We start from the raw sequence: 15,393 nt of genomic DNA, 5'->3' as shown, positions 1-15,393 counted from the left end.
CGGCAATACTACCGGCAGACAAAAGTTTAATAATTTATTTCTTTAAAAGTTTTACCGTCTTCTGGAATCCTCCTTCTGCTTCAATATTTAAAATTAAAACACGGGATGCTTCCAGCTGTGATGTGAAGTCAAGGTCCAATACTTTGTTTAACCCGTTAAACTTCTTTGTATAAACAATTTTTCCGTCCATACTGTAAGCGGTCACAGCAATATCTTTCAATCCTTTTTCAGAGTTTATTTTAACAATTCCTGAAGTAGGGTTTGGAGCTACGTTTACTGTAGTTTCTGCAGTTTTATTCTCTATAGTTCCCAAAGATCCTTCTATTCCTAAGTTTTCTTTAAGTGCAATCACAATTGTTGCAGATTTTCCTTTATAGTTGATTGTATTTCCAGTCGCGTCAATATCTGTAGAAATAGTAGAATCCGGATGCTGGATAGAGAAGAATCCAAATTTGTGATCAGGTGTGAATGTAAGCCCTGTAGGTTCTGAACCAGACGGCATAGAAGCAAAGAGTTTTACTTTAGGATTAGCCTGTGTATGGTCAGGAGCAATAACCCAGATATAGTTTTTCCCACCATCCTGAAGAACCCAAAGGTTTCCAAGCTCATCAAAGGTAAGGTTATCATTTCCGTCTCCCCAAGCTTCAGACATTGTTCCCTGAGCTGTATTGAAAGAATATGATGTAGAAGCTCCTCCTACAAATGTTTCCACCTGAGAAGCTGTAGTTCCGTTATCCTGTAAACGGTATACTTTGTCTAATCCTTTTGCTGTAAAGTAAATCTTACCGTCTAATGGGCTGATATCTACATCTTCCACTCCATTGAATTTTGTTCCTCCATATGTTTGGGCAAGATTATTGGTATTGTTCTGGTCAGCCTTAGTTTTGTTTGGGATCTGAACCCATGTTGCTGTAGTGCCCACCGGATCTCCCGATGTACTAAGTCCCTGATCTAATTTCAATACATAAAGGTTTCCTGAAGCCAGGTTGTTCGGAGTATCCATTACATATTTGTATACCATGTGCGTTCCTCCATCTTCTCCGTAATAAGCAACAGTTCCGGCTGTGTTGATCACAACATTTTCATGGTTCATGATTCCCATCTGCCAAAGTTTACCCTTAGTTCCATCCTGATTTTTAGAAATCACCTGAGCTGTGGCAGGATCAATTTCCACAAGCCATCCGTAATCTTTATATCCGTCATTGTTCACATCACTGGAAGTAACAGATTCTTCAGCTGTAACCACTGTTCCCCATGGGGTAATTCCTCCTGAACAGTTTCTGATCGTCTGTACCAGACTAGGATCTGAAAAACTTACAGCTCTGGATTTTGTCAGCTGCCAAAGTTTGGTAGAAGCATTATAGTTGATTTCAGCCATAGTAACACCTCCAGGGTTGGTTTCATGGTTTACTGAAAGATATCCGTTTGTACTGCTTCCGGTTTTTGGAACATAAGCTGTAAAGTCGTTCTGTCCTCCTACGAATCCTCCTCCTTCGGTATAATTATCTCCTTCTTTCAGGATAAGCTGGTACTTATGCGCTGTAGGAATAATAAGCTTGTTGGTTTGTGCTGTAGGAACGATAGATGTAAAACAGCTGATATGGGTTCCGTTACAAGTGGTAGCAGCAGGTATTGTCTTTAAATAAGCATCAATTCTAAGATCAGAACTTCCTGTGCTTCTATTGTGTAACTCTACAGAAATTCTGTTCACTCCATTTACAAATTTCGACTTTGGAATAGAGAAAACATTGTATACACTTTCTGCAGCACCATCAACGATTGTACTTGAAAGTGTATTAAAAGTGATAGCACCAGCAGGCATATTATCTCTTACTACTTCTTCACCATTAAGATATACTACAATCCCGTCATCTCTCATTACCCCCAATTCCATATGATCAGAAAGCGTAGATAAATCAACGGTGAAATCTTTAGCAAAATAAGCCGTGGTAAGCCCTGTAGCACCATTATGTATGGTAGTGGTTACAGGATCACCATATCCTAAAGGACCATTTCCTGTGGCCCATGAAGAAATATCATATGTTTTAGTTTTCCATGCATCCGGCTGAGCCTGATCAAGGTCTTTATAGCTCCAGGACGAGTTTTTATTAAAAACAAAAGTCTGCGCCTGAACAGAGGAACCGGCAAGTAAGGCCAAAGCTCCCAATGTGAGTAATTTTCTCTTCATTTTAATTTGATTTATTAGACGTTGCAAAACTATTTTTTTAAAACTACCCTTCTGTTAATAGGACTTTAAATATAGTTCTGTCAATATTAATTAATCAATAACCCAATGTTAAGGGAGTTAAATTATCATTAAATAATGCAGGATAAGGGGTTATGGGGGTAATCGTTTTGCTAAACCTTATAGGTTTTTGAAACCTATAAGGTTATGGACTATACTAAACACTAACGATCAACATCTTACAACTTTTACCCCGAACTTCAAACTCTTATTCTTTCGCTTTACTCACATCAGTAAGAGCGTTCAGGAAAGCAATAATCTGTTTAATTTCTGTCGGGGTAAGATTCAGTTTATCAGGAGCTAATGTTTGATTTTTCATTTTTAATCCTAAGCCTTCTCCTCCACCTTCGTTATAAAAATCGAGAACTTCTTCCAGCGTATTGAAAGCCCCATTATGGAAATAAGGCTTGGTAAGGGCAATATTTCTTACTGTAACAGTCTTGAATGAATAATCATAAATCCATGATTTCTCTTTTTTCACCGGGCTTTTTCCTCTTCCAAGATCGGAGTCTAATTCTACAGGAAGCTGATTAACAGGTTTTGTTGTGATTCCTAATACTTCAGATTCATTTTCATTGAAAAGCGGTGGTACCAATCCTGAAAAATGAGGGGCAAAATGACAGGTCGCACAATTGGCTTTCCCCATAAATAAATTAAAACCTTTTTTAACATCTTCGGAAACCTCTTTTTCATTTCTCATAAAACGGTCAAAATCACTGTCAAAAGAATATAGCGAAGCCACATAAGAGCTTAAGGCTTTTGAGAAATTTTCTTTATTGATTTTACCGTCTTTAAAAGCATTACGGAATTTCTTTTTGTATTCAGGATCTGTTTTTAATTTGCTGATGATATTTTCATAGCTGGTATTAAATTCTTCTTCATTATAAATGACATGTTCAGCCTGCTGTTCAAGATAAAAAGCCCTAAGGTCATAGAAAAATCTTTTAGCAAAAACAGCATTATAAAGAGAGGGTGAATTTCTTAAGACTGTTTTTCCTTCGATATTGCTTGGAGATTTTGCCTTAAGGTCTGTAAACGCATTGTCCTGAAGATGACAGGTAGCACAGCTCATTTTTCCGTTACCACTAAGGTTCTGATCATAGAAAATGGATTTTCCAAGGTTTCTAAGGGAAGGATTGTCTTCCGAAGATTTTAATAAAGTATAGAAATAAGGATCTAAGAAATCACTGCTAAAGAGGTTTTTGTTACCTACATTCCAGCCTGAGAATTCTTTCAGATCGTCGGGTCTTCCGTCCCATCTCCCCAATTCTTCATATAAAGGCTGTATATATTTTTTGTAAAATTCTATCCTGTCAAAAGTTTCGAAATCTTTATGGGAAGACAGATAGCTGATCCCTTCAGCCAGAATCTGATGGGCTTTCTCTGTATTGTAATTTTTAAAATAGAGATCGTCACTGATATATTTTTTGATTCCCCAAAATGCTGAACGGGCTTCTTCAGAAGTATTCAAAGAACCTGGAGTATCAAATCCCGTCACTCCCAATGTATAAATTCTGATCAGCTCTATACGCAAAGGCAGAGTTTTATTATTTCCTCTGCTTACTCCATTTTTCACGGTACTCAGATAGAAATTTGAGTAGCTATTGTATAAAAAGTCAGTAATGGTTTTGATCTTTACTTTTTCATTCCCAGCATCTTCGGAGAATATAAGTTCATCCAAAACCTGCAGTCCTTCCGGCGGAAGTGTATAAGCCGATGTCCCAGCTGCTTCAATATGGAATAGAGGCGCTGCGTTAAGGTGAGTTTTTGTATATTCAGGGTAATGATAGGCAATATAAAATTCTATTTCTTTGAATGAATTTCTGGTACTGCTCAGAGATTTCTGCAGTTCTTCAAGGGAAATCTTATCTTCTGAAAACCGGTAAACATCTGATTTCAACTGTTCCAGCTTGCCTTTAAAGTCTGTTAAACCTTTATTGATAAATGTATTTTCGTTTTCCTTTCCTTTGTAAACCGGATTAAAAGACATTACTGCAAATCCTATTAAAAGGATCACAACAAGCAATGGGTAAGATCTCATTAATTTTTAACGGCAAAGCTATTCATCAAATATTATCTTAACTTTAATAGGAGATTAAAAAATGTTTATATTTTAGATAACGGATTTTTTACTAATTTTAAACCCCGAAATCAAATTCATTATTCTAAGGAAGACGGTTTATTCTAAAAACCAATAAAAAATAATGGTGAGGGTTATTGGGAGAGGATTTTTTAATTTAATTCAACAAATCAAAACTAAAATAATAATATGAAAACAAAGTTATTGTTTGCTTGTATGGCCAGCCTGCTTTCTCTTTCTGCTTTTTCGCAAAAGAAAAAACAACAGGAAATGGCTGTGTATGCAGAGAAGAAAGGTAATGATTATTACCTGGTCCGTCTGGAACAAGGCAAAGATATTCCCAATGTCTATGTTTATTCAAATGGAATCACAAAACCTTATAAAAATTATACTGAACTAAAAGATGTTGTTATGGAGTTTCCCGGAATGATGGAAACCAACAACTCAACTAAGGAGGAACTCGTTTCTGTTCTCAAAAAAGATGATCATTTCTATGAGGTTACCTCACAAAGGAAAGATCCTAAAAATTTTGAGAAAACAATTATTACGGTATACGAAGTAATTCAGGGTCAAAAAAGAATCGTTGAAGAATACGATACGATCTTCGATCTTGCCGGGTCTCCTTATAAAGACGCAATTTTCATTAATTAAAATATAAAAATATACATTATGCTCAATAAACTTGCTGCCTCAGAACTTGTTCTGAATGAAGACGGAAGTGTATACCACTTGAACCTTTTACCTGAAGATATCGCTGATAAAATCATCCTTGTAGGTGATCCCGACAGAGTAGCGAAGGTTTCAAAATATTTTGACACAGTAGAAATCAAAAAAAATAAGAGAGAATTTTATACGCATACAGGAACTCTTCGCGGAGAAAGAATTACAGTAATGTCTACAGGTATCGGAACTGAAAACATCGATATCGTGATGAACGAACTGGATGCTTTGGTTAATATCGATCTTAAAAATAAAGAGTTCAAAACTGAACACAAAGCTCTTGAATTATTCCGTATGGGAACTTGCGGAAGTGTAAACCCGGATGTGCAGGTTGATAATATGCTGGTTACCCAAAATGTAGTGGGACTAGACGGATTAATGCATTTTTACCAGGATTACAACTTTGAAAATGAGTTTTCTAAAAGCTTCATGGAAAAATTCCCTTATGAAAAAATTAAGCCAATGCTTTATTTCTCAGACTGGGCAGAAGAAATGGGAGACTATTATAAAGATGCCAAATATCACGGAAATACAGCTACATTCCCGGGGTTCTATGCTCCACAGGGAAGACAGCTTCGTTTAAAAGCAGTAGATGACAAATTCCTGGAAACTTTAAATGATCTGGGAATCACGAATTTCGAGATGGAAACTTCTGCCATCTATGCGCTTTCAAAATTATTAGGCCATAAAGCCATTACAGTAAATAACGTAATTGCTAACAGAAGACGTGGAGAATTCTCCGCAGATCACCATGCTTCTGAGAAAAACCTGATTGAATGGGTATTGGAAAGAATCATTAAATAGTTAAGATTATAACTATAATACATACAGAAAGCTATTCTCATTGAGGATAGCTTTTTTATTTTTATCAGGTTTTGGCTAAAGCTTTCTTTGGTAAACGGGCAAAGCTTCGTTTCTATTGAATATACTCTTATCCGTTCATCTTCTTCAGGATTTTTTCAAAAGTATTGGTATTCCTGCTTGTAAACCGGTCTTTAAGGCTTTTTTTGCCTAAAATCTTTCCAAAAGTAGAATCTAAGGTATTTCCTTTTGGAACCTGCCAGTAAAATATACTGTTGATAATTTCTGCCTTTTCATCTTCAGTATGGGAAGCTTTTTGAAATTCTTCCATCAAAACATCTTCCACACCTGAAACGCCCACAAAGGCATAAATATGAAGGTTCTCATTCTTTTCAAAAGGGATACCACTCCAGAATAATTCTACTTCCTCCTTTGCTTTAACAAACAGAAAAGCTTCATAAGAAAAATGTCCGGACATAGCTTTTTCCAGAATTTCCTTTAATTCTTCAACAGCCTTATCTGAAGAGAACACAATATTTCCGGAAGCAAGTATGGAACTTACCTCTTCCATTCCGGCATCTTTAAAAACCTGGCATACATCAGCCATTTTCATGTTTGTTCCTTTTACATTGACACCACGGAGAAAAGCACAGTATTTCATAGATTAGATTTTAGAGAGTAGGTTGCAGATACTGGATGGAGGGTTGGAGAGTCGGAGGGTTTTGGAGTTTGAGTACGTCTACCCTTTCAACTTCTTATTCTTTATTCTTTATTCTTTATTCTACCTTAATATATAAATTATAATCAGTTCCGGAAGGCTTCAGTTTATAGATTTTTTCCAGTATTTTATGGTCACTTTTCAGATGATCTTTCACTCTGAACTCTTTCAAAAGTTTATAGTGAGTCTGATAATACACAGCATTAGCATCATTCCCCTCATATAAATTTTTATAAGAGAGAAGATATTTCGGCTTTCTTGTTTTTACGGTATTGATCCAATAATTCACTTTATCCTTTTTGATTTCTTCCTGAATCTGTTTATCTACCAAACCTACTTCATCAATGGTTTTTAAGCCTGAGAAATAAGGGACATAGCCCGCCGGTTCCAATAAGATCCATTGATTTTTATCTTTTTCATATTGATTTAAAAATACACCGATTGTTCTGCGGTAATTCCATTCTCCGTTTCCTGTAGCAATAGCATGAATGGTTTGAAAGACAAGCATGGGAACAATATAAAATATAGTCAATAATGACAGCCACAGGTTTCTTTTCTCTTTCTGCTCTAAAATAAAAATAAGAACAGGTACGAAAAGCAGAAGCTGCGGAACCCAGTAATACCAATCGAATAAACTCTTCTGAGAGATAAAAAGAATCTGTTTTACCCATCCGAAAATAAAGATCATCCACAGGAAATAATTTCTGTTATTTCTCTGTCTGATCAAATAAATAAAACACAGGACTTCAAAAATCAGTACAACAACCGTTACGGGATTAAAATTCCCGGGTACTTTTAGCATTCCCCAGAAATTTCCAAAACTCACAAAGAAATAGCTGATGTGCTGCTGCAATGTAAAACTTTGCTCATATAGTAATTTCTTTGCTGTAATGGTATTATTAACAAGTTCACCAAAGTAGAACCAGTTGAAAGCCACAGTAAATAAAACACCCCAAATTCCCCCAAAAACATAAATCCATCTGATTTTTTTATTCCAGAAAAGGTCAACCAGAAAAACAATTCCCAGGAAGATCACCGTATCTATTCTTGTGAACATGATCAAAACAGGAAGCAGGGCCAATACCCATTTTTTTCCTTTGTAAAAACCATAATACAGTAATGACATCTCCAGAAAAAATAATAATCCATACTCCATTCCAAGGATTGAAATTTTAATGGAAGGTGGAAGAATACCTATTAAAAAGATGAAAATAGCTTTATGCCAGGGATTTTTAAGAACCAAATGAGAAAGAAACAATGTCCCTATTGTAAAAAGCAGGGAATTGAAAATCAAAAGAGGTTCAATAAAGTTTTCTTTTCCAAAAACAAAGTTGAAAATATAGGATACAAAAACATACAGATGAGTGGTAGAAGCTGAGATTTTAGTATCTCCGTTGAAACCGATCACTCCGTAGTCCAGTAAATTCTGGGCAACCCTCCAGGTGATAAATGCATCTTCCTGAATATAGTGCGTTAATAAAAAAAGGAGTTTAAAAAGTACTGTAAAAATTACAGCATAGATGGGGAACCTGCTATTCTTTGTTTCAGACATTCTGTATTTTTAGTTTCACAAATATAATCTTAAAATTCAGGATTCCCAATAATAAAAAAACGGAACCGAAGTTCCGTTTTTAAAATATTTTATTGTGTTACCTTGATAATTGCTGTGGTAATCTGATTTTCTTTTTCTTTCGAATAGGTAGAATCAAAAGGTTCCATGATATCAAATAGGTACTGATAGAATGGAGTGATCTGTTGAACATTTTCAGATTCCTTCATTGCTTTGTCTTTACCCATCTGCTGAAGTTCTTTTACAAAAACATTGAATTTCTTATCAATAGGTTCAATGGATTTTACCAGATAAGCATATGCTTTTTCTTTCTGTCCTATTCTTGTATAAGCATCCGTAACCGCAGAAACTACAAGAGAATATTCCATAGGTTTTGTTCTCATCTGTCTTCTCAGATAGCTCTGATCTGCTTTTGAAAGGCTTAAATAATAATCATATTCTTCAAAAATTCCTTTTTTAAGCACTTCTGCCAACTGAAGGCCTTTCTGCTCCTGCCCTGCAATAATGTATCCTGATACAATTGAACTTAGGGAACGGGGATCATTATATTTTTCTGCAGGAATTTCTTTAGCTGCAAGATCCAGAATTTCCAATGCCTTCGCTTTCTGATTGTTCAATGCAAGTGCTGAAGCAGCTCTGCTTGCTGACATTCTGTAGCTGATAATATTGGATGTAGCCGTCTCATCAAAGTGAGCATTTAAGTTTTTAAAGTTCCCCCATCTGAAGTTTTTCACTACGTTATAAAGAGAATTAGGATCTACTCTTCCCATATCTCCATCCGGAGTCTGAGGGGTGTGAATTGGTATTAGCCTGTAGCTGAATCCGTCAAACTGAAGATATTCGTTAAGGTAGAAAATATTTTCACTGTCATAGATTCCTCCTGAAGAGAAGTTAATCGGACGTTTCCAATCGAAGTTTGCCAATAGATCTAACAGGATCAGGTTGTTCTTATAAAGAGTGTTTCCTTTGTAAGTGATCATAATCTGATTCGCTACATTCGGAAGATCTTCCGGATTGATGATTCCTGCTTTCAATGCATTATCTTTATTGACAGGAAGGATAAATTTGTTAACCGGAAGAATATTATATTTTTCATATTTCTCCTCTCCGAAATACATTTTTAAAAGCTGGTCTTTTTCAGGAGACTTGAACTTAATAAACTCAATAGCCTGCTTCAATGTTAAAGAATCCTGTGTAAGATATTTTCTGAATGACTGGAATTCTGTTTCCGGAGCTCCCTGTTCTTTCAACATAGAGAAAACTCCTTCCCAATCTTCTTTCTTCATCATATAGATCTGGTCATTGACACCGTCTCTGTAATCATCATGTGTTAACTGACTTGGGATCCCCATTGCATTATACGTTCTTCTTTTCACCTGATCTAAGTTCCATGGTGTAGAGGCCAGGGTAAAGTTAACTACTTTCACATCATCTCTGAATCTCTCAGTTTCCTGAATCGCCCAAACCGGGTAAGTATCATTATCCCCATATACAAAAAGGATATCATTCTTAGGCAATGATTTTAATACAGAATAAGCATAGTCATACGCGGTATATCTATCGCTTCTGTCGTGAACATTATAGTTCTGGAAGCCCATCATAAATGGTACTCCCAATAAAACAACTCCTAATGCTATATTAGCTCCGTTAGATTTTATTTTGGATTGTAAGAACCATAGAATAGCTCCAGCTCCCAACCCTATCCAGATAGCAAAAGCATAGAATGAACCTACCATGGCATAATCTCTTTCTCTCGGTTCAAAAGGTTTTACTCCTGTATAGAAAACAATTCCTACACTGGTTAAAATAAATAAAGATAACAAAGCATAGAATCTTCCGAAGTCTCTGTTCAACTGGAAAAAGAATCCAATCAATCCTAAAATCAATGGAAGGAAGAAAAAGGCTACGGTACTTTCATTTTTAAACTTAGCAGGCATTTTATCCTGATTTCCTACTAATGCATTATCTATAAAAGGAATCCCTGAAATCCAGTTTCCTTTTGTGCTTTCCATATTTCCTTCAAGATCATTCTGTCTTCCCACGAAGTTCCACATCAGGTATCTTACAAAGTAATATCCATTCTGGAAAGAAATGAAATAATCCATATTCTGAAGTAATGAAGGCTTTTGAACATTGATCAGGTTATATGGTTTTACTTTCAGATAATCTGCCGCAGTAATTGATTTGTCTTCATATTTTGTTCTCATCTCATCGAAGATCTGCTTAGCCTGTGGGTTATCAGCAACATCTTCATTTCCGTAATTGAATGTAAAATCAGGAGCTCCGTACATAGCAATATAATTGGCCATTACATCTTTATCCTCACTAAACATTCTCGGCATTAAGCTTATCTGAGACTTATTGAATACATAATTGAACCGGTCTCCGGTTTTTCTATAGGTTCCGGTTTTTTCATCTTTTTCGTAGATTTCACCGGTTTTCGTTGTTTTAAAACTTCCGTCTTCATTTTTCTCAATACCGTTAGCATCAAGAAATGCCGTATAGTTTTGTCCGTAGATCGTTGGCCAGTCACCATACTGCTCTCTGTTATAATAATCCAACATACCAATAGCGGTATCAGGATCATTAAGGTTCATCGGCGGATTGGCATTTGCTCTGATGGGAATAACCATCCAGCAAGAAAACCCTATCATCATAAAAACCACAGATAAAGCTACCGTCTGGTATACGTTTTTCTTTGCTCTCCTTGCATATTTAATAATAAAATAGCAGATCGCTACCATTATGATAAATGCAACAATAGTTCCTGAGTGGAAAGGAAGTCCAAGCCCATTTACGAAGAAAATCTCCAGTCTTCCGAACATTGTCATGATCAAAGGGAAAATAATTTTGAAAACAATAATCAAAATTCCCAGGGTAATAAGGTTTGCCCAGATAAAGTTTTTCCAGGTAAACGTATAATTTCTTGCATAATATACAAGGCATACGGCAGGAATCGCCAGCATACACATCATGTGTACCCCAACAGAAAGTCCTAAAATAAAGAAAATAAGGATAATCCATCTCTCACTGTCAGCTGCTTTATACTCATTTTCCCATTTTGTGATCAACCAAACCAGAAGTGCGATAAACATGGAAGCCATTGAATACACCTCTCCTTCCACTGCAGAAAACCAAAAGGTATCTGAGAAAGTAAAGCAAAGTGCTCCTATTGCTCCAGCAAATAAAATAGAGATTTCCTGATGTTTAGTAATCTCTTCAAAGTCTTTGTTTAACAGTCTTCTTACAAAATGTGTAATGGTCCAAAACAAAAATAAAATAGTCAGCGCACTGAACAATGCAGACATCGCATTAATTACGATAGAATAATTTTCGCCTTTTCCTAATGCAAAAATGGCTGCCACGGCACCCACAATCTGGAATAAAGCCGCTCCCGGGGCGTGCGTTACTTCAAGTTTTACTGCAGAAGAAATGTACTCCCCACAATCCCAAAAACTAAAATTGGGTTCTATCGTGGACAAGTACGTAAAAAACGCAATGACGAAAATCACCCATCCTAAAGCGGTGTTCCATTGCCTAAAAGTCCAATTTTTCATAGTATTAAATCAATTATGCGAAAATAAGGCTTTTATATTATTTTATATTGTTTTTAACAAAATTTAAAAATTTGGCGTGGAATTTGCGATCGTACTCCTGCTAAAACTGTAAATAAGAAAATAGGTTTTCTAAAATAGACTCCTAGAATTCAAACAAAAGTTTAGTAATTATTTATTTTTTTGTATTTTTGCAGTCAGATTTTTATTGAAAATAACAAGTAATGAGTAATGTTTACGATAATATTCTTGGCCTGATAGGACATACTCCTATGGTGAAGCTAAATACCGTCACAAAAGATATTCCAGCAACCGTTTATGCCAAGTTAGAATCATATAATCCTGGACATTCCACCAAAGATAGAATTGCACTACATATTATAGAAAATGCAGAGCAGAGAGGTTTATTAAAAGAAGATTCTGTAGTTGTAGAAACTACTTCCGGAAATACCGGATTTTCTATTGCAATGGTATGTATCATAAAAGGATATAAATGTATTCTCGCAGTAAGCGACAAAACGAAGCCTGAAAAAATTGCTTATCTAAAAGCTTTAGGAGCAACGGTATATATATGTCCGGCCAATGTAGCAGCGGATGATCCAAGATCATACTATGAAGTAGCTAAAAGAATCGCTCAGGAAACCCCTAATTCCATTTATATCAATCAGTACTTTAATGAACTGAATATTGATGCCCACTATCAGACTACAGGTCCTGAGATTTGGGAGCAGACAGAAGGTAAGATCACTCACCTTTTTGCATGTACAGGAACAGGTGGTACCCTATCAGGTTCCGCGAAATTTTTGAAAGAGAAAAATCCGGATATTAAAATTATTGGGGTGGATGCTGATGGATCTATATTAAAAAGCTATCATGAGACGGGAGAAATCCATAAGGAAGATGTACATCCTTATCAGATTGAAGGTATGGGAAAAAATTTAATTCCTTCTGCCCTTCTTTTCGATAAAGTAGATGAGTTTGTAAGAGTAAATGATGAGATGGCTGCGTACAGAACCCGCGAAATTGCTTTAAAAGAAGCCATTATGGGTGGTTATACTACAGGAGCTGTAACGCAGGGATTAATTCAATATGCCCAATCTCACAACCTTACTGAAAATGATGTCATTGTTTTAATCTATCCTGACCACGGTTCAAGATATATTACTAAGGTATACAGTGATAAATGGATGGCTGAGCAAGGATTTGTTAATAATTGTGTTCACAATTATGATGAAGTCTTCAAGACAGAGTTTATCAAATAATAATATATAATCACAATATAAATTAAGCCTTTTGCGTGTTCTACAACAAAGGCTTTTTTACTTAAAAATTACGATATAATGTTGGATATTTTTGAAAGAATAAAAGAAAATCCAGGACCTCTTGGACAATTTGCAGATTATGGTGAAGGATATTTTATTTTCCCAAGGTTGGAGGGCCCAATTGGTCCGAGAATGCAGTTTCAGGGTAGAGAAGTAATTTTCTGGAGTGCCAATGACTATTTAGGTCTTTGTAATCATCCTGAAGTGAAAGAAGCGGATGCCAATGCAGCTGCAGAATATGGAATGTTTTATCCAATGGGTGCAAGGGCAATGTCCGGAGAGACAGATCAGCACCTTCAGCTGGAGAGAGAATTAGCAGACTTCGTACAAAAGGAATCAGCATATTTATTAAACTTCGGTTACCAGGGAATGGTGTCTACTATTGATGCTTTGGTCAACAGAAATGACGTTATTGTTTATGATGTAGACTCTCATGCCTGCATCGTGGATGGAGTAAGACTTCATTCGGGTAAAAGATTTACCTACAGACATAACGATATGGAGAGTCTTGAAAAAAACCTTCAGAGAGCTACCAAAGTTGCTGAAGAAACAGGAGGTGGTATTTTGGTAATTACCGAAGGAGTTTTCGGAATGAGAGGACAGCAGGGAAAAATTAAAGAGATCTGTGACCTTAAATCAAAATATAGCTTCAGACTTTTAGTAGATGATGCACACGGATTTGGAACACTGGGTACAACAGGTGCCGGAGCAGGTGAAGAACAAGGCTGTCAGGATCAGATTGATGTATACTTCTCCACTTTTGCCAAATCAATGGCTGGTTTCGGAGCATTCCTTGCGGGGGACAAAGAAATTATCAGATACCTGAAATTCAACCTGAGATCTCAGATCTTTGCCAAGTCTCTGACTATGCCAATGGTTATCGGAGGATTGAAAAGATTGGAGCTTTTAAGATCGAAACCTGAGATCAAAGCTAAACTTTGGGAAAATACCCACAAATTACAGAACGGATTAAGAGAGAGAGGATTCAACATCGGTGATACCAATACTTGTGTAACTCCGGTAATGATGCAGGGAACTCCGGTAGAAGCTACCCTTCTTGTAAAAGATTTAAGAGAGAATTACGGTATCTTTACATCAGTGGTGGTATACCCTGTAATTCCAAAAGGAATGATTCTATTAAGGTTAATTCCTACTGCCTCTCATACGGATGCAGAGATTAATGAAACTCTGACCGCATTTGAAGCTATTCATGATAAATTAGTAAGTGGTTACTATAAAGAGCAGGAACAGCTATTACTGCAGGAACAAGGATTAAGTTTTAAACCGATTTAATCATCAACATAAAAAAAACCACTGAATTACTTCAGTGGTTTTTTATTTAAAAACTATAAAAGCTATAAAAACGAAATGAAACTCAGAGGATATATGTTAGGAACACTGTCAGCTGTTTCCTATGGATTGATTCCTATTTTTATTCTGCCCATCAAACAAGCGCATTTTTCAGTAGATGTAACCTTATTTTACAGGTTCTTCTTTTCTGCTTTACTGGTAGGTGGATATCTCCTTTACTCCAAAGAGAGTTTCAAAATCAATAAGAAAGAAACACTTATATTAACCGTACTAGGAATCTGCTATGCATTGTCTTCAGAATTTTTATTCTTAGGCTATGACTTTCTTACTCCGGGTATTGCCTCTACTGTTTTATTCATTTATCCCGTTATCGTAGCTTTAATTATGTTCTTTTTTTATAAAGAAAAACTCAATAGACTGTCCATAGTATCCTTACTTTTTGCCTTTGCAGGAGTTATTGTTTTATGTTTAAAAGGAAGTGGCCTGGAAATCAATTTTACGGGATTGGGAATTGTGATGCTAAGTTCTCTTTTTTATGCATTATATATGGTTATTGTCAACAAATCAGATCTTAAGGTTTCCGGATTTAAGCTGTCTTTTTATTCCATGCTTTTTACATCCCTGTTTTTTATGACAAAGACAGGTCTGGAGGGACAGTCTTTAACGATAACTTCCCTGTCTCTATTTTTTAATTTTCTCATTTTTGCTTTTCTGACTACTGTTATATCCAGTTTATGCCTGGTATATGCCATTAAATATATAGGATCTACCCCCACAGCAATACTTGGAGCTTTGGAACCTGTAGTTGCCGTAATGGTAAGTGTGTTAATGTTCCATGAAAAGTTCACCCCCAATCTGTTCATAGGCATTACGCTGATTCTTTTAGGGGTTACGCTTAATGTGATTGCAGACAACAGGAAGGCGAAACTTAATCAGTGCACAAGCTAGAAATGGCCGATTGATCTATTAGTAGTTCATAACAAAATTTTTATACTATATTTACCCAACAAATTGATGGGTAAATATAATATGCAAATTATTCCAAAGATCATTTTTTCTCTTATTACAAGAA

Annotated in this window: 10 protein-coding genes; 5 read left to right on the top strand and 5 right to left on the bottom strand. The window is 36.0% G+C overall.

From position 1 onward, the window contains the following. Window positions 1–34 precede the first annotated feature (34 nt). Complete coding sequence (locus DRF57_RS12900) at window positions 35–2,188, bottom strand: alkaline phosphatase PhoX (RefSeq protein WP_084083970.1); 2,154 nt, start codon at window positions 2,186–2,188, stop codon at window positions 35–37. A gap of 265 nt (window positions 2,189–2,453) precedes the next feature. Continuing rightward, the gene (locus DRF57_RS12895) at window positions 2,454–4,286 is read right to left on the bottom strand and encodes a cytochrome-c peroxidase (protein ID WP_115918850.1); all 1,833 of its coding nucleotides are present in this window, start codon (window positions 4,284–4,286) and stop codon (window positions 2,454–2,456) included. 228 nt (window positions 4,287–4,514) lie between these two features. On the opposite strand from DRF57_RS12895, the gene DRF57_RS12890 reads away from it, so the two are divergent. Both DRF57_RS12890 and DRF57_RS12885 read left to right on the top strand, forming a co-directional pair. After that, window positions 4,515–4,976: a hypothetical protein gene (locus DRF57_RS12890; protein WP_047495718.1), complete on the top strand. Its 462-nt coding sequence runs from the start codon at window positions 4,515–4,517 to the stop codon at window positions 4,974–4,976. Window positions 4,977–4,994: 18 nt separating this feature from the next. After that, window positions 4,995–5,849 (top strand): nucleoside phosphorylase, encoded by an 855-nt coding sequence (locus DRF57_RS12885; RefSeq protein ID WP_047495721.1) that lies wholly within the window; start codon window positions 4,995–4,997, stop codon window positions 5,847–5,849. Window positions 5,850–5,976: 127 nt separating this feature from the next. Here the strand turns inward: DRF57_RS12885 and DRF57_RS12880 are convergent, their stop codons facing one another. From DRF57_RS12880 to DRF57_RS12870, 3 genes are all read right to left on the bottom strand, one after another. Further along, complete coding sequence (locus DRF57_RS12880) at window positions 5,977–6,507, bottom strand: DUF1697 domain-containing protein (RefSeq protein WP_084083966.1); 531 nt, start codon at window positions 6,505–6,507, stop codon at window positions 5,977–5,979. A gap of 115 nt (window positions 6,508–6,622) precedes the next feature. Further along, window positions 6,623–8,116, bottom strand: coding sequence for an LTA synthase family protein (locus DRF57_RS12875; protein WP_115918848.1), 1,494 nt, complete (start codon window positions 8,114–8,116; stop codon window positions 6,623–6,625). Window positions 8,117–8,205: 89 nt separating this feature from the next. Beyond that, window positions 8,206–11,691, bottom strand: coding sequence for a glycosyltransferase family 117 protein (locus DRF57_RS12870; RefSeq protein WP_047495730.1), 3,486 nt, complete (start codon window positions 11,689–11,691; stop codon window positions 8,206–8,208). A 221-nt stretch (window positions 11,692–11,912) separates the two neighbouring features. On the opposite strand from DRF57_RS12870, the gene DRF57_RS12865 reads away from it, so the two are divergent. The 3 genes from DRF57_RS12865 (at window position 11,913) to DRF57_RS12855 (ending at window position 15,269) form a co-directional block, all read left to right on the top strand. Continuing rightward, a complete protein-coding gene (locus DRF57_RS12865; protein ID WP_047495732.1) occupies window positions 11,913–12,950 on the top strand; it encodes a PLP-dependent cysteine synthase family protein in 1,038 nt (345 codons plus the stop codon). Between the two features lie 81 nt (window positions 12,951–13,031). Then, entirely contained in the window at window positions 13,032–14,303 is a 1,272-nt protein-coding gene (locus DRF57_RS12860; RefSeq protein ID WP_174772376.1) for an aminotransferase class I/II-fold pyridoxal phosphate-dependent enzyme, read from the top strand. A 75-nt stretch (window positions 14,304–14,378) separates the two neighbouring features. Next, on the top strand, window positions 14,379–15,269 hold the full coding sequence (locus DRF57_RS12855; RefSeq protein ID WP_115918846.1) for a DMT family transporter: 891 nt from the start codon (window positions 14,379–14,381) through the stop codon (window positions 15,267–15,269). Window positions 15,270–15,393: the final 124 nt, after the last annotated feature.

It is taken from the genome of Chryseobacterium rhizosphaerae, from assembly GCF_003385455.1.
GTDB lineage: Bacteria > Bacteroidota > Bacteroidia > Flavobacteriales > Weeksellaceae > Chryseobacterium > Chryseobacterium rhizosphaerae.
The sequence above is the reverse complement of the archived record's forward strand: the minus strand, read 5'-3'. Positions and strand labels throughout refer to the sequence as shown.

Coding starts and splice junctions, on each gene's coding strand:
- DRF57_RS12855 (WP_115918846.1), top strand. CDS start 14,379: ATGAAACTCAGAGGATATATGTTAGGAACACTGTCAGCTGTTTCCTAT.
- DRF57_RS12885 (WP_047495721.1), top strand. CDS start 4,995: ATGCTCAATAAACTTGCTGCCTCAGAACTTGTTCTGAATGAAGACGGA.
- DRF57_RS12900 (WP_084083970.1), bottom strand. CDS start 2,188: ATGAAGAGAAAATTACTCACATTGGGAGCTTTGGCCTTACTTGCCGGT.
- DRF57_RS12875 (WP_115918848.1), bottom strand. CDS start 8,116: ATGTCTGAAACAAAGAATAGCAGGTTCCCCATCTATGCTGTAATTTTT.
- DRF57_RS12895 (WP_115918850.1), bottom strand. CDS start 4,286: ATGAGATCTTACCCATTGCTTGTTGTGATCCTTTTAATAGGATTTGCA.
- DRF57_RS12870 (WP_047495730.1), bottom strand. CDS start 11,691: ATGAAAAATTGGACTTTTAGGCAATGGAACACCGCTTTAGGATGGGTG.
- DRF57_RS12890 (WP_047495718.1), top strand. CDS start 4,515: ATGAAAACAAAGTTATTGTTTGCTTGTATGGCCAGCCTGCTTTCTCTT.
- DRF57_RS12880 (WP_084083966.1), bottom strand. CDS start 6,507: ATGAAATACTGTGCTTTTCTCCGTGGTGTCAATGTAAAAGGAACAAAC.
- DRF57_RS12865 (WP_047495732.1), top strand. CDS start 11,913: ATGAGTAATGTTTACGATAATATTCTTGGCCTGATAGGACATACTCCT.